19 protein-coding genes are annotated in these 19,245 nt (G+C 66.3%); 13 read left to right on the top strand and 6 right to left on the bottom strand.

All coding sequences use genetic code 11. The features are described from left to right. Window positions 1-38: 38 nt before the first annotated feature. Complete coding sequence (locus NATOC_RS14045) at window positions 39-812, bottom strand: IclR family transcriptional regulator (RefSeq protein ID WP_015322118.1); 774 nt, start codon at window positions 810-812, stop codon at window positions 39-41. A 670-nt stretch (window positions 813-1,482) separates the two neighbouring features. Here NATOC_RS14045 and NATOC_RS14040 point away from each other — a divergent pair. From NATOC_RS14040 to NATOC_RS14030, 4 genes are all read left to right on the top strand, one after another. After that, entirely contained in the window at window positions 1,483-2,244 is a 762-nt protein-coding gene (locus tag NATOC_RS14040; RefSeq protein WP_015322117.1) for an IclR family transcriptional regulator, read from the top strand. Window positions 2,245-2,334: 90 nt separating this feature from the next. Next, complete coding sequence (locus NATOC_RS23075; protein WP_281170465.1) at window positions 2,335-2,457, top strand: hypothetical protein; 123 nt, start codon at window positions 2,335-2,337, stop codon at window positions 2,455-2,457. Next, window positions 2,457-4,031: a sodium:solute symporter family protein gene (locus tag NATOC_RS14035; RefSeq protein ID WP_015322115.1), complete on the top strand. Its 1,575-nt coding sequence runs from the start codon at window positions 2,457-2,459 to the stop codon at window positions 4,029-4,031. The genes NATOC_RS23075 and NATOC_RS14035 overlap by 1 nt, the downstream gene beginning before the upstream one ends. A gap of 85 nt (window positions 4,032-4,116) precedes the next feature. Then, window positions 4,117-4,695, top strand: coding sequence for a hypothetical protein (locus NATOC_RS14030; RefSeq protein WP_015322114.1), 579 nt, complete (start codon window positions 4,117-4,119; stop codon window positions 4,693-4,695). 13 nt (window positions 4,696-4,708) lie between these two features. On the opposite strand, the gene NATOC_RS14025 is transcribed toward NATOC_RS14030, so the two are convergent. Then, window positions 4,709-5,482 carry an SDR family NAD(P)-dependent oxidoreductase gene (locus tag NATOC_RS14025; protein WP_015322113.1) on the bottom strand — a complete coding sequence of 258 codons (774 nt, stop codon included), beginning with the start codon at window positions 5,480-5,482 and terminating at the stop codon, window positions 4,709-4,711. 113 nt (window positions 5,483-5,595) lie between these two features. Here NATOC_RS14025 and hisD point away from each other — a divergent pair, with 113 nt between their 5' ends. Then, entirely contained in the window at window positions 5,596-6,897 is a 1,302-nt protein-coding gene (gene hisD, locus NATOC_RS14020; RefSeq protein ID WP_015322112.1) for a histidinol dehydrogenase, read from the top strand. 307 nt (window positions 6,898-7,204) lie between these two features. Further along, entirely contained in the window at window positions 7,205-8,161 is a 957-nt protein-coding gene (locus tag NATOC_RS14015; protein ID WP_015322111.1) for a 3-hydroxyacyl-CoA dehydrogenase family protein, read from the top strand. Window positions 8,162-8,200: 39 nt separating this feature from the next. On the opposite strand, the gene NATOC_RS14010 is transcribed toward NATOC_RS14015, so the two are convergent. Next, on the bottom strand, window positions 8,201-10,456 hold the full coding sequence (locus NATOC_RS14010) for an NADP-dependent malic enzyme (protein WP_015322110.1): 2,256 nt from the start codon (window positions 10,454-10,456) through the stop codon (window positions 8,201-8,203). A gap of 667 nt (window positions 10,457-11,123) precedes the next feature. On the opposite strand from NATOC_RS14010, the gene nasA reads away from it, so the two are divergent. Together nasA and lrp are read left to right on the top strand one after the other, a co-directional pair. Then, window positions 11,124-13,232, top strand: coding sequence for an assimilatory nitrate reductase NasA (nasA, locus tag NATOC_RS14005; protein ID WP_015322109.1), 2,109 nt, complete (start codon window positions 11,124-11,126; stop codon window positions 13,230-13,232). Window positions 13,233-13,330: 98 nt separating this feature from the next. Further along, complete coding sequence (lrp, locus tag NATOC_RS14000; protein ID WP_015322108.1) at window positions 13,331-13,795, top strand: HTH-type transcriptional regulator Lrp; 465 nt, start codon at window positions 13,331-13,333, stop codon at window positions 13,793-13,795. 38 nt (window positions 13,796-13,833) lie between these two features. Here the strand turns inward: lrp and NATOC_RS13995 are convergent, their stop codons facing one another. From NATOC_RS13995 to NATOC_RS13985, 3 genes are all read right to left on the bottom strand, one after another. Beyond that, entirely contained in the window at window positions 13,834-14,349 is a 516-nt protein-coding gene (locus tag NATOC_RS13995; protein WP_015322107.1) for a hypothetical protein, read from the bottom strand. Between the two features lie 199 nt (window positions 14,350-14,548). Further along, window positions 14,549-15,871: an MFS transporter gene (locus NATOC_RS13990; RefSeq protein ID WP_015322106.1), complete on the bottom strand. Its 1,323-nt coding sequence runs from the start codon at window positions 15,869-15,871 to the stop codon at window positions 14,549-14,551. A 318-nt stretch (window positions 15,872-16,189) separates the two neighbouring features. Continuing rightward, on the bottom strand, window positions 16,190-16,975 hold the full coding sequence (locus NATOC_RS13985; RefSeq protein ID WP_015322105.1) for a hypothetical protein: 786 nt from the start codon (window positions 16,973-16,975) through the stop codon (window positions 16,190-16,192). Window positions 16,976-17,153: 178 nt separating this feature from the next. Between NATOC_RS13985 and NATOC_RS13980 the strand changes: the two genes are divergently transcribed. From NATOC_RS13980 to NATOC_RS13965, 5 genes are all read left to right on the top strand, one after another. Beyond that, complete coding sequence (locus NATOC_RS13980; RefSeq protein WP_049888778.1) at window positions 17,154-17,507, top strand: hypothetical protein; 354 nt, start codon at window positions 17,154-17,156, stop codon at window positions 17,505-17,507. A 94-nt stretch (window positions 17,508-17,601) separates the two neighbouring features. Next, on the top strand, window positions 17,602-17,949 hold the full coding sequence (locus NATOC_RS13975) for a cupin domain-containing protein (RefSeq protein WP_015322103.1): 348 nt from the start codon (window positions 17,602-17,604) through the stop codon (window positions 17,947-17,949). A 90-nt stretch (window positions 17,950-18,039) separates the two neighbouring features. Further along, a complete protein-coding gene (locus NATOC_RS13970; RefSeq protein ID WP_015322102.1) occupies window positions 18,040-18,249 on the top strand; it encodes a hypothetical protein in 210 nt (69 codons plus the stop codon). A gap of 212 nt (window positions 18,250-18,461) precedes the next feature. Further along, the gene (locus NATOC_RS22410) at window positions 18,462-18,620 is read left to right on the top strand and encodes a DUF7563 family protein (RefSeq protein ID WP_015322101.1); all 159 of its coding nucleotides are present in this window, start codon (window positions 18,462-18,464) and stop codon (window positions 18,618-18,620) included. An 85-nt stretch (window positions 18,621-18,705) separates the two neighbouring features. Continuing rightward, window positions 18,706-19,236 (top strand): EamA family transporter, encoded by a 531-nt coding sequence (locus NATOC_RS13965; protein ID WP_015322100.1) that lies wholly within the window; start codon window positions 18,706-18,708, stop codon window positions 19,234-19,236. The last annotated feature ends 9 nt before the right edge of the window (window positions 19,237-19,245 follow it).

The raw sequence follows: 19,245 nt of genomic DNA, 5'->3' as shown, positions 1-19,245 counted from the left end.
GTCGTCCCGCTCACCTAGCGGAACGTCGTCCCGCTCACCTAGCGGAACCCCGTTCCCGACTCGCTTCGAAGCCGGAGCTGCACCTCGTTTGCCGTTCCCACCGTCAGCTCCGGTAGCCTCTCCTCGAAGTACTCCCCGCGGAGCCGGTTCTTCGGGCCGGCGACCGCGATCGCGCCGTACAGCTCCTCCTCGAGGACGACCGGGCTCGCGACGGCGCGCCAGCCGTCGATGTTCTCGCCGTCGTTGAGCGCGTACCCCCGCTCGCGGATCCGGTCACGGGCGTCCTCGAGCTCGTCGCGGGCCGTGATCGTTCGCTCGGTGTGGCGCTCGAGCCCGTGCTCGGCGACGATCTCGTCGACGCGGTCGTCCGGGAGCGCCGCGAGGATTGCCTTCCCGCCCGCGATGGTGTGGAGGGCGCTGCGGGTCCCGATCGAGGCGTAGGGCTGGAGCGCGTCACGTCCGATCCCCTTCCCGGCGTAGACGCCTCGGCCGCCCTCCTCGACGATGTACCAGACGATCTCGCCCGTCTCATCGGCGAGCTCCTCGAGCGCGGGCTCGACGCGGTCGGCGTGGGCGATGGCGTTTCGCGCGTAGGTCCCGTGGGCGAGAAACGCGAGGCTGAGATCGTACTCCCCGTCGTCGTTCGTCAGGTAACCCAGTCGGGTCAGCGTGGTCACGTAGTCGTGGACCGTACTCTTCGGGAGATCGTGCAGATCGGTCAGCTCGCTCACGCTCGCCCCACCTCGCTCCCGGATCGTCTCGAGTATTTCGAACGTCCTCGCGGCAGTCGTTAGCGGCACGTCGGCTGTCATTACGCTGTTCTGGCGCGCTCGGGCCAATAAACGTACTGCCTTTCGATCCAACAAACTCGCCGAATATTCCGGACGATGCTGACCGAGTCTCCGGTACGTATCACCAAAGGCGACTTCTGAGCCGCTTTCGACGAGTAGCGCCGCTAACTGACACGAATCGAGTCGGATCCGTCCCCGTTGTATTGGAACCTATCCGGAATATTCGGATACTATGTTTGCCGATTGCTGACACTGATCGACCGTTCGAGCGTTCTCGAGTCGTTCCGTCGGTAGCGACGGTTTCGGTCCCGTCGACCGCACCGTGATCCGATCGACGATCGCGAACCTCCAGCCGCTATACGTGTGTCCGTCCCAAATTGGGATGCGGACCGGTTCCGACCCGTTCGGGGACGGCGAACGCGATTTGGATTACGATCATACCTATGTAAATAGTGGCGTCGATTTCTATTTTCCGGAGCCGATCCTCGTGAGTACTTCCCCTCATGGATCGATCGTGAACGATCGCGGATCCGGGAGCGCGTTCGGCAACCCCGAACGGAAGGCATCGACGAGGCGGACGCATCACCGATATTCCGGACGTACCGCGAACTCGCGTTCGGCAATCGCGGATAGGTGTTCCGATACGGCAGTGATCAGGCGACTTATGGTATCCAGTCTCAAAGGCGTTCGTATGTCGGACGAACGAACGCGGACGGTCAAATCGGCCTCGACGCTCTTCGGCGTCCTCGAGGCGGTCCACCGGCTCGACGGGGGCGGCGCGACGGCAGTCGCCGAGGAGCTCGATATCGCGAAAAGTACCGCCCACGACCACCTCGCGACGCTCGCCGAGCACGAGTTTCTCATCAAGGAAGGCGGGCGCTACCGCGTCGGCCTGAAGTGTCTTCACTACGGCGTGCAGGCAAAAAGTCGGATGGTGCTGGCCGACGTCGTCAGACCCTCCCTCGAGCAGATGGCCGAGGAGACCGGCGAGATCGCCTGGGTGATGGTCGAGGAGTACGGCAAGGGCGTCTACCTCGAGAAGGCGATGGGCGATCGGGCAGTCCAGCCCTACGGCGAGATCGGCAAGCGCGTCCCGCTGCACAACATCGCCGCCGGAAAGGCGATCCTCGCACACCTCCCCGAGGAGCGGGTCAGGGAGATCGTTACCGAGACGCCACTCGAGGAGCGAACCGAGACGACTGTCTCGGATCCCGACGAGTTGCTGGCGGAGCTCGAGACGGTTCGCGAACGAGGGTACGCGCTCAACGACGGGGAGACCTTCGACGGGTTTCGCGCGGTCGCGAGTCCGGTCGTCGACGACGGGGAGCTGCTCGGGTCGATCGTCGTCTCCGGCCCGGAAAACCGCCTCAGCGACGAGCGGTTCACTCAGGAGCTCCCCGAGATCGTCACCGGTGCGGCAAACGCGATCGAGCTCAGCATGGCGAGTCGGTAGCGTCCGCCCGTTCCGACCGGCTCGTTGCCAGAAAATCGTTATACTTATCACTCCGGTAGCGGCCACTGTGTTGTAGTACCAATGAACGTCATGCAGGTGCTGCTAGTGACGACAGTACTGTACTTCCTCATCGTCGCGGTATGGGTCCTGAAGATCGAGGACCTCATCGAGCAACGCAGCGAGGAGCGGGCGACGGCGGAGGGTGAGCGCTGATGCCGACGACCGATGCCGTCGTTACCTACGGCTGGCTCTTTCTGGCGTTCTACCTCGTCGTCATCGCCGGACTGGGCTACTGGGGATGGAAGCGAACGGGAACGCAGGACGACTACGCGACGGCTCGGGGCGGGTTCGGCTTCCTCGCGCTCGGGTTCGCGTACGCAGCGACCGTCGCCAGCGGCTCGACGTTCATGGGAATCCCGGGGATGGCATACGATATGGGATTCAAGGCGGGCTACTACGCGCTGATCTACCCGATCGGCGCCTACCTCGGCATCATGCTCGTCGCCCGCATCACGAAGAAAGTCGGTGACGAGGCCGGCTCGCAGTCGATTCCGGACTTCCTGGGTGACCGATTCAAGAGCCCCGTGATCCGACTGATGGCCTCGCTCGTCGCCCTCTTCTTGCTGTTTTACGTCATGTCCCAGATCGTCGCCGCCGGCTGGATGTTCGATACGATCCTCGGGATCGACTACACTGTCGGGATCTGGGCCGCGGCCGGGATGCTGTTGCTGTACCTGACCCTCGGCGGCAGCCACGCCGACATCATCACCGACGCCGTCCAGGGCGCGATCATGGTCGGAATCACGATCCTGATCTTCGCGATGTTTCTCACCGGCTGGGGGTTCGACGGGGGCGTCTCGGCAGTCAACGCGAATCTCGATGCGGGCCAGCAGTGGGACACCCACACCGACTCCGAGAACCCGATCTTCGCCAACTGGTGGGTGATCTTCCTGCTGTTCGTCGGCCACATCGGCTTTACCGCCCAGCCCCACCTGGGCAACAAGTTCTTCGCGATCAAGGGCACCCAGTACATGAAGAAGTTCTTCATCGTCGCCGCGGTCGCGGGCATGACGCTCCCGCTGATGTTCCTCGGCGGCGTGCTGGGCGCGGCCCAGGGGATCGAGATCGCCGACCCCGACGCGATCATCCCCGTGCTGTTCATCGAGACGCTGCCAGCCGTCTTCGCCGCCTTCCTCGGAGTTGCGATCCTCAGCGCGATCATCTCCACCGCCGACGGACTCATCATCTCGGTCGCACAGATCTTCGCGAACGACCTCTACCGGAAGACGTACGTTCCCTGGAAGGGCGGTGACCCCTCGAGTCCCGCCGTGAACCAGCGCGCGCTGCTCATCTCCCGGGTCGCGACCGTCGTCGTCACCATCGTCGCGGTCGCGGCCGTGATGACGCCGCCGCAGTACCTGTCGGTGTTCATGTGGATCGGGATCGGCGGTATCATCTCCGCCTACAGCGGCCCCTACTTCGTCGGCAGCCTCGACGAATCCACCTCGAAGAAGGCCGCGATAATCGGCTTCGTCGCCGGCTTCGCGGTGTACGCCGTGATCCACCTTGGCCCGCAGATGGGGCTGTACGACTCGATCGCCGGCTTCAGCCTCTTCCCCTACAGCGAGAACCCCTACGCCTCGAGCGGGATCGGCTTCATCGTGAGCTGCGTCTCGACGTACCTCGGCAGTAAGTTCACCGAGCCGATGGCCGTCGAGGACCGCAACGAGGTCTTCCGGGGCACCACCGAGCTCTCCGACGGGGGTCGCGTCGAGAGCGACGACTGACTCGCGGTCTCGGCTGCTCTCCACTCTCGAGGACGCGACCGCGAGACGCCAACAGCTAAGTGATCGTCGCCGCTGGTCACCGGTAATGGAACTCCCGTGTTTCGAACCGCGGCTCGACCCGTCCGACGCCGCCGGACGAACCGATCGGCTGACGTTCACGACGTTTCTCCGCTCGAAACTCGAGTCGCTGCTCGGACGCGGGGACACCGAGCCGCGGGTGACCACGCTGTACTATCCGGACTACCTCGCGTACACGACGGTCGTCTTCGATCGGATCGGTCGCGGCGAGAAGACCGTCAGGTTCGTCGCGGGGATCGACGCCGCCACCGGCCGAGCGGGGGAGGTCGACGTCACCATCCCCGAGATCGAGACCCGAACGGCTCCCGACGGCCGGGTCGTCCCGGTGTCGGTCGCCGAGCGCGAGGCCGAAGAAAAGTGGGACGACTGGCTGTTCGGGTACATCAACCGGAAGTACCGCCCAGTCAGGCGACCCGAGACGTCGCTCGACGAGCTCGAGCTCGTTTACACGCCGTACTACATCGTCGACTACGGCGAGGACGGCGATCGGTACGCGATCAGCTCGCTGACGAAACAGGTCGAGCTGCTCGAGGACATCGAACCGCTGTCGGACGCCTACCGAGACCAGCCGGAGCCGGAGGCGTGAGCGCCGCGTCGGCTCAGTACCAGGCCGTTCCCGCGTCGACGTTGATATCCTGGCCCGTGATCCGTCGCGCTTCGGGACCCAGCAGGAACGAGACGGTTTCGGCGACGTCCTCGGGCTCGACCAGCTCACCCAGCGCCGCGTCGTCGGTGAACACGACCTCTTTGGCCTCCTCGTAGGAGAGGTCGCGTCGCTCGGCCTGTTTCTCTATCACGTCGTCGATTCGGGGCCCCGACGTCGCGCCCGGACAGACGGCGTTTACCGTCACGTCGTCGTCTCCCAGCTCGAACGCGAGCGTGCGGGTGAGTCCGATCACCGCCATCTTCGAGGCCACGTAGGGAGTACGATCCTCGAGCGGGCGCTTCCCGCTGATCGAGGAGATGTTCACGACGCTCGCGCGGTCGCTCTCGGCCAGCAACGGCGCGGCGTGTTTCACGAGCAGGAACGGACCCCGTGCGTTGACCGCCATCGTACGATCCCAGTCGTCGGCCGCGACGTCCTCGACCGGTGCCGTGGGGCCGGCGATCCCGGCGTTGTTCACGACGCCGTCGACTCCGCCGAACTCGGCCGCCGTCCGATCGACCAGCTCCTCGACCGAGGACTCGTCGGTGACGTCGGTTCGAACGGGCAGCGCCCGGTTGCCCGCGTCGGCCATCGCCGCTGACTCCTCGATTCCGTCGCCCCGCGCCGCCAGCGCGACGTTCGCGTCCTCGGCGAGCAGCGTGAGTGCGATCTCCCGCCCGATACCACCGCTTGCGCCGGTGACGATGATCGTCCGTTCGTCGTGCATCGGCCTCGAGTTGCGCCTCCAGGCGAATAACTGCTGGCCCCTCGCGCCGAGCGTGTCCTGCGACCGTATCCCACGTTTTTTATATCACGATCGTGTTATCCAGACTCGATAGCATGTCCGATACAGTGGAGTATCTCAAGGAGGCGGGTAGCGCCTCGATCGAGATCGATCAGGAGGTTACGGACTCGGTACACGACATCCTCTCGGAAGTCAAGGAACGCGGCGACGACGCAGTCCACGAGTTTACCGAGCGGTTCGACGGCGTCGAGGTCGAGGAGTTCCGCGTGAGCGAGCGCGAGATCGAGGCCGCGGCCGAGGAGCTGACCGACGCCGAGCGGGAGGCGATCGACAACACGATCGCGAACGTTCGCGAGTTCCACGAGGAACAGCGCGAACACGTCTCGGGCTTTGAGCGGGAGTTCGAGGACGGCGTCACACTCGGTCAGCGGGTCGTCCCCGTCGAGTCCGCGGGAACGTACGTCCCCGGCGGCCGCCACCCGCTCGTGGCTGCCCCCGCGATGTCGATCGTTCCGGCCGACGTCGCCGGCGTCGAGCGGATCGTCACCTGCGCGCCGCCCCAGGAGGACGGGAGCATCCAGCCGGCGCAGCTGTACGCGATGGACCAGTCGGGCGCCGACGAGATCTACAGCATCGGCGGCGCCCAGGCGATCGGCGCGATGGCTTACGGCACCGACACCGTTCCCGAGGTCGCCAAGATCACCGGGCCGGGCAACGTCTTCACAACGGAGGCGAAACGCCAGGTGTTCGGCCACGTCGGCATCGACTTCCTGGCCGGGCCCAGCGAGGTACTCATTCTGACCGACGAGACCGCCGACCCCGAGCTCGTCGCGACGGACCTGCTCGCCCAGGCCGAGCACGACCCCAACTCGCGGCCGATCCTCGTCTCGACCGACCGCGACGTCGCCGAGGACGCCGTTGCGGCGTTCGACGAGCAGGCCAACGACCTGCGCACCGAGGACGTCGCCCGCGAGTGCTGGGAGGAAAACGGCGAGGTCGTCGTCGCCGACACCATGTCGGACGCCCTCGAGGTCGTCAACGACTACGCGATCGAGCACCTGCAGGTGATGATCGACGAGCCCCGTTCGGTCGTCGACGACCTCTACAACTACGGTTCACTGTTCCTCGGGGATCACTCGCCGGTCGTCTTCGGCGACAAGGCCGTCGGCACCAACCACTCGCTGCCGACCCTCGAGGTCGCCCGCTACAGCGGCGGCATCACGGTCAACACCTACCTCAAGATCCTCACCCACCAGGAGGCGACCGAGGAGGGCGCCGCCCGCATCGCCCCCTGGGCCGCGAAGATCTGCGAACTCGAGGGCACCCACGCCCACCAGCTCTCCGCGGAGGCCCGCCTCCGCGAGGATATCAGTCCGGACTACGGCCCACAGGAATAGCGAGGGGCGGCGCGTAAGTGACAGCCCGCGTCGCTGACACCGGCTCGAACGCCTCCAACCGAGCGTCGTGAAAGCAGCGTTCGGTCGGCAATTCTTCTTCCGAAATCATATATCGGTTATCTCCTTAAATATCAGACACACGTACAGGGAAGTCGGGTATGTGCGACGCTGATCGCTCGGACTTCTCGGGGTACCCCGTACGCAGTACCGACGACCCTCACCTGTGACCTCCTAAGCCCCGTGTGGAGAGAACGGACCGACCGCGAAGATCACGAATTTTAAGTATCGTTCCGAGGAGGTGGAAACAATGACGGACCGTTTCGATCCCGAGCGACTCGCAGTCGTTGGTGCCGGTACGATGGGACACGGCATCGCTGCCACGTTCGCGAGCGAAGGGTACGACGTCGGGCTACACGACGCGAACGAGGAACGACTCGAGACCGGTCGAGAGCGTATCCGGGAGACGCTCCGGTTGCTGCGCGACGAAGGTCGCATAGACCACGCGGCGTTCGATCGCGCGACCAGCGCCGTCACGTACTCGACCGAGCTAGAGACGGTCGTCGGTGATGCCGATCTGGTCGTGGAGGCCGTGACCGAGGATCTCGAGGTGAAGCGGACGGTGTTCGAGGATCTATCGGAGTTAACGAGCCCCGAAACGGTGCTCGCGTCGAACACGTCGGGACTCTCGATTACGGAGATCGCGACTGCGGCGGACGCCCCCGAGCGGGTTCTCGGCACGCACTGGTTCAACCCGCCCCACATCGTCCCGCTCGTCGAGGTCGTCAAGGGTGAGCGGACGAACGACGATCTCGCGGCGGCCGTCACGGCGTTTCTCGACGGTCTCGGGAAAACGGCGATCACCGTCGAGAAGGACGTTCCCGGATACATCGGCAACCGAATCCAGATGGCGATGTGCTACGAGGCGTTCTCGTTGCTCGATCGCGGTGTCGCGAGCGCGGAAGACATCGATAAAGCGGTGAAGGCCGGGTTCGGCTTTCGGCTGCCGTCGATGGGGATCTTCGAGAAGGTCGACCAGTCCGGGATCGACGTCCACTACGCCATCGAGTCGTACCTCATGGAAGCGCTCGATCGCGGTACCGATCCGAATCCGGTCGTCACGGAACTCGTCGAAGCCGGCGATCTCGGGTTGAAGACCGGACAGGGCGTCTACGACTGGGACGACAAGGACCCGGAAGCGGTCGTCGCTGCGCGCGATTCGGAACTGCTCGAGCAACTCGAGCTGTACGAATCCACGAACGCGTGAGTTTCGGCGTACGGAGCCGACACGTGCGACGAGGGCTCGCTACCCCTCTTCTTGTGCGTCGACCGTCGCGACCGCCGCCAGGTTCACGATGTCTCTGACGTCGTCCTCGCGCTGGAGGACGTGAACCGGCCGATCCATTCCGGCGAGCATCGGCCCGACCGCCTCGGCGCCGCCCAGTCGCTGGAGCAGCTTGTAGGCGATGTTGCCCGCCTCGAGGTTCGGGAAGACCAGCACGTTCGCGGGCCGGTCGAGCTCGGAGAACTCGAAGGTTCCCTCGAGGAGGTCCTCGACGACGGCGGTGTCGGCCTGCATCTCGCCGTCGACCGGGAAGTCGACTGCCGGACTCTCGCGGAGCTGGCGGGCCGCCTGCCGGGGTTTGCGGGTCCCCTCGTTGTCGACGCTGCCGAAGTCGGAGTACGACAGCAGGGCAGCCCGCGGTTCGACGTCGAACCGCCGGGCGATGTCGGCGGCGTGGCGGGTGACCTCCGCGAGCGTCGCGGCGTCGGGATCCTGGTTGACCGTCGCGTCCGCCAGGAAGACGACGCGGTTCTTGAACGTGAGCATGTAGACGCCCGCGGCGTGGTCGACGTCCTCGGCGGTGCCGATCACCTGCAGGGGCGGGCGCAGCGCCGATGGGTAGTGGTTGGTCAGCCCCGTCAGCATCCCGTCGACGGCACCCTGCTGGACCAGCACCGACGCGAAGTAGTTGCTGTCCCGGACGCGGTCGGCGGCCTCCCGCCGGGTGACGCCCTTGCGTTTCCGTTGCTCGTAGAGCGCCTCGGCGTACTCGTCGGTGGCTTCGGCGGTCGGGTCGACGACCTCGGGGTCGAACGCGAGCCCGAGCTCCGCGGCGGTGCGGTCGATCTCGGCCTCGTCGCCGATCAACACCGGCTCGGCGAGGCCACGTTCCGCGAGCTGGTAGGCCGCGCGGATGATCTTCTCGTTGTGGCCCTCCGCGAGCGCGATCCGCTTGGGGTCGCTTTTGGCCTTGTTCCGGACGATCCGGGTCATCTCGCGGGACTTGCCCAGCCGGGCCTCGAGCTCCTCGGTGTAGGGCTCGCGCTCGAGCTCGACGCGGGCGGCCCCCGACTCCATCGCGGCCTCGGCGACCGCGGGCGCGACCTCGAACAGTACCCGGGGATCCATCGGCTTCGGGAGGATATACTCGGGACCGAACTGCAGCGGCTGGTCGCCGTAGGCCTCCCGCACGCTGTCGGGAACGTCCTCGCGGGCCAGCGCCGCCAGCGCCTCGGCGGCGGCGACCTTCATCGGCTCGTTGATCTCGGTCGCGCGGACGTCGAGCGCGCCCCGGAAGATGAACGGGAAGCCCAGCACGTTGTTGACCTGGTTGGGGTAGTCCGAGCGCCCCGTCGCCATGATCACCGTGTCGTCGCGGGCCGACTTCGCCGTCTCGTAATTGATCTCGGGATCGGGGTTGGCCATCGCGAAGATGATCGGATCCGACGCCATCGATCGGACCATCTCCGCGTCGACGATTCCGCCCGCCGAGAGGCCGACGAAGACGTCGGCGCCAGCCATCGCCTCGGCGACTCCGCCGGCGGGCACGTCGCGCGCGAACTCCCGGCTGTGGGGGTCGAGATCGCCCGACTCTGCCCGTTCGGTCGTGAGGATGCCGTCGATGTCGGCCATCGTGATGTTGTCGCGCGGAACGCCCAGCGAGACGTAGAAGCGGGCGGTCGCGACGGCGGCCGCGCCGGCGCCCGCGAACGCAACCTCGATCTCCTCGAGCTCCTTGTCGGCGATCTCGACGGCGTTCAACAGCGCCGCACCGCTGATGATCGCGGTGCCGTGCTGGTCGTCGTGAAAGACCGGAACGTCCATCCGCTCGCGGAGCCGTTCCTCGATCGTGAAACACTCCGGAGCCTTGATATCTTCGAGGTTGATCCCGCCGAAGGTCGGCCCCATGCCGGCGACGGATTCGATGAAGGCGTCGGGATCGTCGTGTTCGAGCTCGAGGTCGAAGACGTCGATATCGGCGAACCGCTTGAACAGGACGCCCTTCCCCTCCATCACCGGTTTCGAGGCCTCCGGTCCGATATCGCCCAGCCCCAGCACGGCCGACCCGTTCGAGACGACGCCGACCAGGTTCCCGCGGGCGGTGTAGCGATAGGTGTCGTCGGGATCGTCGGCGATCGCGCGACACGGCCCGGCGACGCCGGGCGAGTACGCCAGGCTCAACTCCCGCTGAGTGTTGGTGGGTTTGGTCGTCTCGACGGCGATCTTTCCGGGCGGGTCGTCCTCGTGATACTCCAGGGAGTCGTCTTCCAGTGACATGGTCACTCGTTTCCCATAGACCGACAAAAACGTACGGTTGATCGCCTTCGCCACCCGATACCAGCGCAAACTCCGTTCACGACGCACTCTCCTGGCGTTTGAGTACAGACGAGCGAGACCGGTGGCGGCCGACGAGTCCGACCCTGGTCGCGTTCGGGACGCTCTCGTCCTGCTCGAGTGGATCGAGCGCGACGAGTCGACGGGACACAGGGACGCGACGGCCCGTCCTCGCTTCCGACGGAAAGCCAGGTTCTGTGATCGTACTATAATGAATATACTAAGAAATACTATTTAGGTAATATAAAATTCCCGTAATGGGTTTCAAGAGAAGTAGGTACTGATCATTCGGCAGTATACTATCGATCTTCAAGATAAGTGTCTATTGTACAATCCGGTAATAATATATGCGATATACAATATCATCGGGGACTGTTTCCGAGCGAGAACTCCCGAGAGATCACGACCTTATATTCTCCATATCCGTAGGGGTATGTTCGACCTTCCCGAAAGCGTAGGGGAGAAGTAACGAATTGTAAACGATTAGCGTTTAGTTCCTCCATACGTATCCCTTCCCCATGGATAAGTCCGTATTCCGTTCACCAGAAGTTGTCTTGGCCACCGTTTGTAAACCACATTCGAGACGTTTGAACAGTGGGGGGAAGCGACGGTGACCGACTTCGTCCCGACGACCTGTATGCGGTGTGCGGTCGGCTGCGGGCACGTCCAGCGAGCCGTCGATCGAGGGTACGGCCTCGAGAGCGTCCGTGGCGACGCCTCGCACCCGGTCTCGAGCGGACTGGCCTGCCAGCGCGGGATCAGCGAGACTGCCGACCCCGACGGCGAGTGGCTGACCCGACCGCTCGTTCGCCGGGACGGGAAACTGGTGGCGACGACCTGGGAAACCGCCCTCGAACGGGCCGCGGAAGGGCTCGATACCGCGCTCGAGGACGGCCCCGACGGCGTCGCGGTACTGGGTAGTGGCCAACAGACCAACGAGGCGGCCTACGCGCTCGGCAAACTCGCCCGCGGCGGGATCGGCACCCGGTACTACGACGCCAACACGACGCTGTGTATGGCCTCGGCGGTGACCGCCTACTACGACGCCTTCGGGAGCGACGCGCCACCGCCGACCTACGACGACGTTCCGGAAGCCGAGACCCACCTCGTCTGGGGGGCGAACCCGGCCGCGGCCCACCCCGTCCTCTTCCGGTGGATCAACCAGTCCGCCGACGAGGACGGGTCGGAGCTGCTCGTCGTCGATCCGATCGAAAGCGAGACCGCCGAGGTCGCCGACTGCCACGTTCCGCTCGAACCCGGCGGCGACCTCGCGCTGGCCCGCGCGGTCCTGGCCCGGATCGTCGAAACCGACCGGGTCGACGAGGCGTTCGTCGCCGAGGCGACCGAGGGGTTCGACGGCCTCCGGGAGTCGCTCCCGGACGCCGAACGCGCGGCCGAGCGTGCTGGCGTTTCGATGGCCGACGTCGACCGACTCGCCGCGGCCCTTGAGAGCCGGAGCCTCGTCTACTGGGGGATGGGGATCAACCAGAGCGTCGACGGCACCGCGGCCGCGGGCGCATTGATCGACCTCTGTCTGGCGACGGGGAACCTCCGTCCGGGATCGGGTCCGTTCTCGCTGACCGGGCAGGCGAACTCGATGGGGACTCGAGTGTGTTCCTCGAAAGGAACCTGGCCCGGCCACCGGCCGTTCGACGACCCCGCGGCCCGCGAGGACGTCGCGGCGGCCTGGGGCGTGCCGGAATCGCGGCTGCCCGCGGAGCCGGGGCCCGGACCGGTCGGGATCGTCGACGCGATCGGCGACGACGTCGCGGCCGTCTACGCCGTCGCGACCAACCCCGTCGCGGGGATGCCCGACGCGACGCACGTCCGCGAGGCGCTCGCGGACGCCTTCCTCGTCGTCCAGGACGCCTTTCGCAGTGAGACCGTCGAGCTCGCGGACGTCGTCCTGCCGGCGACCACCTGGGGGGAGTCCGCGGGGACGACGACCAACATGGAACGCACCGTCTCGCGGGTTCGGCCTGCGACCGAGACGCCTGCGGGCGTCAGAAATGACCTCGAGCTGATCGGTTCGCTGGCCGACCGGCTCGCACCGGAGCTGTTCGACGATCCGCCCGAACCAGAACCGGTCTTCGAAGAGCTCGCTGCGATGACCGAGGGAACCCCCGCCGACCTCTCGGGGCTCTCCTACGACCGCCTCGACGCCGAGCTGGCGGTGCGGTGGCCGGCGCCGGAGCCCGACGCCGCGGGCGGGTACCGGTACTACGAGGACGCGACGGACGGCGCCGGCGACGACCCGGCGGCGTGGTCGTTCCCGACCCCGTCCGATCGCGCCCGTTTTTCGGACGGTCAGGCGGCGCCGCTGCCCGAGCCGACCGACGACGACTATCCGTTCACGCTGACGACTGCGCGCCGACCCGACGCCTACAACACCGGCGTTCGGACGATCGAGGACGGGCCGCCGACCGCCCGGCTCAGCCCCGCGACGGCCGTCGCCGTCGGGGACGTCCTCGAGAGCGGTCCGGACGGCAGGTACGCACGGGTCGCCTCGCGACGGGCGTCGATCACCGTGCGGATCGAGGCCGACGAGTCGATCCCGGACGGCGTCGTCTGGCTCCCGATCCACCACCCCGCGGTCAACGAGCTGACCCTCTCCGCGGTCGACCCTCGCTCGAAAGAGCCCCACTTCAAGCAGTGCGCGGTTCGGCTCGCCCCGCCCCGCGACCGGGACGTCGAGGCGCTCGCCTCGGCGAGCGCCTGACGAACGGGCCAGCGAGAAGAGACTTTCCTTTCGCAATACCCCGGCGAATAATTTGACATTCGTAACTTCATAGTACCGGAAGCGAGACGGTCTACACAGTGACGTACGAACACCTAGACAGAGACCTGGTGAACGCACTGTTGGGTAACGGACGGGCAAGTCTTCGGAGTCTCGCCGAGGAGCTCGACGTCTCCGTGACGACCGTCTCGAATCACCTCTCCGATCTCGAGGACGAAGGGGTCATCCGCGGCTACACGCCGATCGTCGACTACGACGCCGCCGGCTACGACGTGACCGCCGTGATGCAGCTCAAGGTCGAGGGCGACGCGCTCGGCGAGATCACCGAGACCCTGCGGGACCACCGCCAGATGCTGTCTGTCTACGAAGTCACCGGCGACTACGACGTGATCGCGATCGGGAAGTTCAAAGACACCGACGACATGAACGATCAGATCAAGGCGCTGGTCACGGACCCTGACATCAACCGGTCCAACACCAGTATCGTTCTCAACGCCGTCGCCGAGAACGAGCAGTTCGAACTCGAAACCGACGGCGGGAGCTGATCGTCGGCCGCGCGAGCGGCGACGGCCCCGACGACCGCTCACTCCTCGGCCGCCTCGTACCGGGCTTCGGTCCAGATCTCGTCGGCGGTTCCGTGATCGAAGTGGATCCGGACCGCGTCGACCAGCGAGTTACGCACCCGTCGTTCCCACTCCTCGAGGGCCTCCTCGTGGTACTCGTCGACGAGGGCTTCGCTTGCGTCCTCACCGTGATCGTCGTGGGCCGCCGATCGGGCCTGCTCCCGCGTCGGGACCGTCAGGTGCGTCTCGTTGGGGTGGACCCCGGCCTCGTTGCGAACGAACGTCGCGGGATCGAGGTGGATCGGTTCCGGATCCCGGTCCGGTGGATACCGCTTCGGACCGTCCTCGACGTACGGCTCCGCGCGCTGTTCCTCCTCGAACGGTGGCACGAGCCGAAGCACGTGCGTTCGCCGGAAGTTCTCCTCGGCGTAGTTTCGTTCGAACGCCTCGACGACGTCATCCGGGTCCACGACGACGACCTGGATCTCCGCCGCCGGGTGGTCCACGGACGGCTCGTCCGCGCTTGGATCTCGCATACGCCGTTTACTGACGGGCCGCGTCGTTACGTCGGTTGCGGTCGAGTGTGAACGACGAGCCAGTATCGCTTCTCCGCTCGAGCCGATCTCCCGTACGTCCGGATTCGTCGCCCCCTCCTCGCCGCGCTGGTCGCCTTTCGGGTTCCGACTGCCGTCCTCGTCTTCCACGACGAAAGCGCCTGAACGCCACGATGGACCCCTAGTCGTCGCTCGGGGCGACCGCTCCGTCCGCGGGCGCCTCGCCGCTGACGAGCCAGCCGTCCTCGGTCGCTCGCTCGGCGACCGCGGGCTGGAACACCCACGCGGCGAGCGCGAGGATCGGAAGCATCGTGACTGCGACGACGGCGTAGCCGAGGTGGAGGTTCGGGAGGAACGGCGCCGCGAACACGAGCGGGTAGACGGTGCCACCGATCGTCCCGATCCCGCCGACGACGCCGGCGACGCTCCCGGAGCTGTTCGGGAACATCGCCGGCACCTGCGCGAAGATCGCGCCCTCGGAGAACGCACAGCTGACGCCGACGACGAAGCCCGCGGCGACCGCGAGATAGATGTTCCCCGTCAGTCCGGCGACGGTCATGCCAACCAGTGCCACGACGACGAACGCGAGCGTCGCGAACGTCCACTGCTCGCGGTAACGCCCCTCGAACCACGGCAGGAAGTCCCGCTCTCTGCGAGCCGCGACGTCGCTGGCGTAGCCGCCGATCGGCCGGAGCAAGCCGGCCGCGATCGAGAACGTCGACGCGAACGTGGCCGCGATGACGATATCGCCCTGGCCGAACCCCTCGCGGTAGTAGGTTCCGAGCCAGCCGTTCATCGCGACCTCGAGGCCGAACGTCATCACGTAGGCGGCCGCGAGGACGACCGCACCGTGGCGCGTGCCGACGTAGAGGAACTGTCGGAAGCTGGCCTGTTCCTTGGTCGCCTGCCGCTTGGCCTCGCTCTTGGCAGCGTCGCCGAACCGGTAGTAGACGACGCCGAGGACGACCGCGAGGACGCCGGTGTAGAAGAACGCGGCGCGCCAGTTCGTCGCGAACAGCGGCCCAGCGTACCCCTCGCCGAAGATCCGGGGGAGGGTGAAGTACGCCCCCAGTCCCGCGCCGGCGTTGCCGATGCCGGCGAAGATCCCCTCGGCCAGCCCGAGGTTCTCCTCCTCGAACCACTCGGCGACGTGTTGAATGCCGATGACGAACGTGATGCCCGCCAGCGAGGCGATCACCCGCGAGGCGGTAAAGACCTCGTAGGTCGTCGCGAACGCGCTGATGATCGAGAACGTGCCGACGACGAGAAGCGTCGCGCTGGCGGTGACGGGCGCGCCGTACCTGTCGGTCAGCGGGCCGATCAGGATCCGCCCGGCCGGCACGGCGATCACGGCCGCGCTCGAGACGAGTCCCAGCTGGGCGACCGAGAGGCCGAACTCGTCGGCGATCCCGCCGGTAAACGGCGCGAACGAGAACCAGATGACGAACCCCAGGTTGAACATCGCCGTCGCCAGCAGGAGGTTCTTCCACTTGCCGTCGATCACGGCCGCACACCTCCCGCTCCGACGACCGGTCGTCCGGTTTCGACGGTCTCAATCGCACAATCGGACTCCGAATCCGGCTCGATAGTGACGTTCGGACTCACGTGTCTACGATATCTGGACGTGAGATCACGTATAAGCCTACTTATTATCCAGACCAAACAACCTTACCGTCTTCCGTGACCAGTAATCAGTAAGTACTTCGCTAAGGATTCGACGATCAAAGGAATACCGGATCCAAAGCTGAAAGATCGGAACCGAACCGGCGCGAGTTCGGGTCGAGCGGGGGTTCTCAACTCGCCATCGCCGCCGGGAGACGGGTTACTCCTCGTCGGCGTCGTCGGCCCGCCACCGTTCGTCGGGGTCGACGGGTTCGACCGCGCGGGCCAGTTCCTCGTCGGTGTACTCCCGGTCCTCGAGGCGCATGCTCTGCAGGCGCCACTGGCGGCTCAGCTCCGGCTCGCCCTCGGGACCGACGCGGGCGCCGTGGGTCCGGAAGAAGCGCCCGTCCCGGCCGAGGGCCGTCCCCTCGTAGGTGTGCTGGTCGAACGCGACGTCGTAGCGCCCGCCGGGCTCGAGCTCGTCGACGGGGTGGTCGTACCGCGGCTCCCGTCCGTCCTCGCGGGCGGCCACACGCTCGGCCGAGAGCTCGCCGAAGTAGTCGTCGGCGTGGGAAGCCTCGCGGCTCGAGGGCGCCCGGGCGGCCGCCAGCGCGGCGTGGACCGCACAGAGCCGTCCCTCCCAGGAGGTCTCCGACCAGCGCTCGCGGGCCAGCTCCTCGTAGCGAGCGATCAGCAGCGCGACCTCGTGGCCGGCCCGGAGGTCCTCGACGACGTAGAGGTTGATCCGATCCCAGAAGTTCCAGGCGAACCCCGACCGCACCAGCTCCCAGGCGGCCCACGCCGCGACCTCCTCGTCCGAGCGTCGCACCGCCTTCTGGAGCAGGCTCGAGACGTCGTACCGGTTCGCGCCCGCCTTGGTCTCGTTCTCGCCGCGCTCCTCGCCGAAGTCGTTGTGCTCCGGTCCCGCGTCCTCGGTCGCGTCCGCCTCCTCGTCGGTTCGAAGCTCCCCTTCGGAGCCGAACGTGGCCTGTTTGCCGTCGTCCATACACCACTCTCGTGGCGGTCGGTGGAAATACCTGACTGCTCGACCGACGGGATCGAACGCCGACTGCCGTCGAAGCCGCTGGCGGCGGTCGATCGTACCGCGACCGTTCCGTGCTCCGGAATCTGAGGGGTCGCCGATGGACACATTCATTGCGTTCGTCCCCGTTTGCTCTCACAGCATGCGAACGATGACGCGGTTCGGCGCGCTCGGTCTCGCGGTCGTTCTCGCCGTCTCCCTGCTCTCGGCGGGAGCGGTCGCCGCCGGCGGAGCCGACGACGTCCATCAGGTCGGCAGCATCGACGCCTCCATCGAGGACGAACACGTGACCGTCGACGGCCTCGAGCTCGAGGCCGACGGGCTGCCCAGCTACGAGATCGACGAGCGGACGTACGATATCGACTCGGTCGGCGTCCAGACCGACGGCGTGACCGTCGACTTCGACGACCGCACCTACGAGATCAGCTCGATCGATCTCACGATCGAGGACGTCTCAGTGACGGTCTCGGACGTCTCGATCAACGGCGACGGGTAGGATCGCCGTCCGCCGGTTCTTTCGACACCGTTCGCCTCGGAGCGCTCGCTTCGTCCCGGAAACGGTTACGAGGACTGGCGTGGTAGCACAGAACATGATCAGCGAACTGGCGGTACGGTCGTTCGACTCGCCCGACGAGACGGTCGCGTTCGACAACGGTCGTTCCGAACGCGTCACGGTCGACGAACGGACGTTCTGGCGATCGACGGTCGAGCCCGGATGGCGGTTCTCGCGGGACAACGCCCCCGATCTGGGGACGGAGCGCTGTCCGAGTCCGCACCGCCTCTATGTGGTCACCGGCCGACTCACCGTCGAGACCGACGACGCCCGCGAGACGCTGCAGGCGGGCGACGTCGCGCTGATCCCGCCCGGCCACGACGCCTGGACCGACGGCGAGGACGACGAACTGACCGTCTTCGTCGAGGAGACGTTCGATGAGTAAACCCGCGAGCGCGTCGAACGACCCGCCGAGCGGCTCGTCCCTGAACCACCGTTCGTGAAGAACTATCATTTTCGAACGAGTAGCCAACGTATGAACGGCCCGAGAAAGAGCATGGACGTGTTCGCCGTGGAGATGCTGGGGCTTCTCCTGCTCCCGCCGCTCGCGATGGGCGCGTTCCTCGCCGTCCTCGGCGAGCCGAGTGACTTCCTCCCCGGGTTCGGGATCGGACTCGTCGTCGGTGTCGGGGCGGCCAAGCTTCGAAACGAGATCCGCGGGGTGCGCGAGGACCCGGACTCGTAGTCCCTGAAGACCGAATCGTCCACACGGCGAGAACGTCTGGGAGGGGATCGCTCCCGTGTTGCGTCTCGCGAGCGGAAGTCCTCGCTCGGATCCGGTGACCGCCACGCGGTGCGTGCCGCCCGTATCGACGCTCTTCGGACCGATCGTTCGACATCCGCGGCGATCCAGTTAACAGGAATAATGATGTTTGGTAGCATACAACGTGATCTACGATGCCAACCTGCCACAACTGCGACACCCCGATCTCGGCGACGTTCGTCCGCGTTTTCGGCGATAACGACGGCACTCTCGAGGGCTGTGTCCACTGTCTGAGTTCGACCGAGCTCACCGGGAGCGACGGGCGCCACGAGTCGCCGTCGCTCCGGCACTGAGCCGTTCTCGGGCGCGACGCTCTTCCGTTCCGGGCCGTGAGATACGATAGCACCCACCATACTATGCTCGCGAGAGGGGGCGAGTATGGACGTCGGTTACGGGTGGCCGGCGCCGACCCGCGATCGGATCGGGATCCTCCTGGTCGTCGTGTCGGCCGTCGGGTTCGGGACGCTCGGGATCTTCGGCCTCTGCGCTCAGCAGGCCGCGCTCTCGATCCCGACCGTGCTCGCCTTTCGGTTCCTGCTCGCGGCGGTCGCGGTCTGGGCGCTGCTGGTCAGGGTCGAGCCGCTGGTGCTCACCGCCCACGTGTTGCCCGCCGCCGGTATCGCTTTCGTCACGGTCGGGTCTCTGACCGGCGAGCTCGCGATCCCGACGGCGCCCTCGGCCTGGCTGATCTTGCTGTGGATCGCCGTCCTCGCGACGGCGCTCCCGGTCGTCACTCTCTTCGCCGTGGTGAAGTACGTCGGCGCGAGCCGTGCAGGGATCATCAGCACCGTCGAGCCCCCGGTCACAGTCGCGCTCGGCGCCGCCCTGTTTGCCGAACCCGTCACGACGGCGACGGTCGTCGGGGGTACGCTCGTTTTGCTCGTCGTCGTCGTCCTCGAGCGCGAGTAGCGCAAGAAC

Origin of the sequence: Natronococcus occultus SP4, from assembly GCF_000328685.1 — an archaeon.
GTDB lineage: Archaea > Halobacteriota > Halobacteria > Halobacteriales > Natrialbaceae > Natronococcus > Natronococcus occultus.
This window is presented reverse-complemented; position numbering and strand designations above follow the sequence as displayed.

Bases quoted from the DNA above. Each gene is read 5' to 3' on its own strand.
- NATOC_RS13995 (WP_015322107.1), bottom strand. From the start codon at position 14,349: ATGCGAGATCCAAGCGCGGACGAGCCGTCCGTGGACCACCCGGCGGCG.
- NATOC_RS13985 (WP_015322105.1), bottom strand. From the start codon at position 16,975: ATGGACGACGGCAAACAGGCCACGTTCGGCTCCGAAGGGGAGCTTCGA.
- NATOC_RS14035 (WP_015322115.1), top strand. From the start codon at position 2,457: ATGCCGACGACCGATGCCGTCGTTACCTACGGCTGGCTCTTTCTGGCG.
- NATOC_RS14015 (WP_015322111.1), top strand. From the start codon at position 7,205: ATGACGGACCGTTTCGATCCCGAGCGACTCGCAGTCGTTGGTGCCGGT.
- NATOC_RS14045 (WP_015322118.1), bottom strand. From the start codon at position 812: ATGACAGCCGACGTGCCGCTAACGACTGCCGCGAGGACGTTCGAAATA.
- hisD (WP_015322112.1), top strand. From the start codon at position 5,596: ATGTCCGATACAGTGGAGTATCTCAAGGAGGCGGGTAGCGCCTCGATC.
- NATOC_RS14010 (WP_015322110.1), bottom strand. From the start codon at position 10,456: ATGTCACTGGAAGACGACTCCCTGGAGTATCACGAGGACGACCCGCCC.
- NATOC_RS14025 (WP_015322113.1), bottom strand. From the start codon at position 5,482: ATGCACGACGAACGGACGATCATCGTCACCGGCGCAAGCGGTGGTATC.
- NATOC_RS13980 (WP_049888778.1), top strand. From the start codon at position 17,154: ATGCGAACGATGACGCGGTTCGGCGCGCTCGGTCTCGCGGTCGTTCTC.
- NATOC_RS22410 (WP_015322101.1), top strand. From the start codon at position 18,462: ATGCCAACCTGCCACAACTGCGACACCCCGATCTCGGCGACGTTCGTC.
- NATOC_RS13965 (WP_015322100.1), top strand. From the start codon at position 18,706: ATGGACGTCGGTTACGGGTGGCCGGCGCCGACCCGCGATCGGATCGGG.
- NATOC_RS23075 (WP_281170465.1), top strand. From the start codon at position 2,335: ATGCAGGTGCTGCTAGTGACGACAGTACTGTACTTCCTCATCGTCGCG.
- NATOC_RS13970 (WP_015322102.1), top strand. From the start codon at position 18,040: ATGAACGGCCCGAGAAAGAGCATGGACGTGTTCGCCGTGGAGATGCTG.
- NATOC_RS14040 (WP_015322117.1), top strand. From the start codon at position 1,483: ATGTCGGACGAACGAACGCGGACGGTCAAATCGGCCTCGACGCTCTTC.
- NATOC_RS13975 (WP_015322103.1), top strand. From the start codon at position 17,602: ATGATCAGCGAACTGGCGGTACGGTCGTTCGACTCGCCCGACGAGACG.
- NATOC_RS14030 (WP_015322114.1), top strand. From the start codon at position 4,117: ATGGAACTCCCGTGTTTCGAACCGCGGCTCGACCCGTCCGACGCCGCC.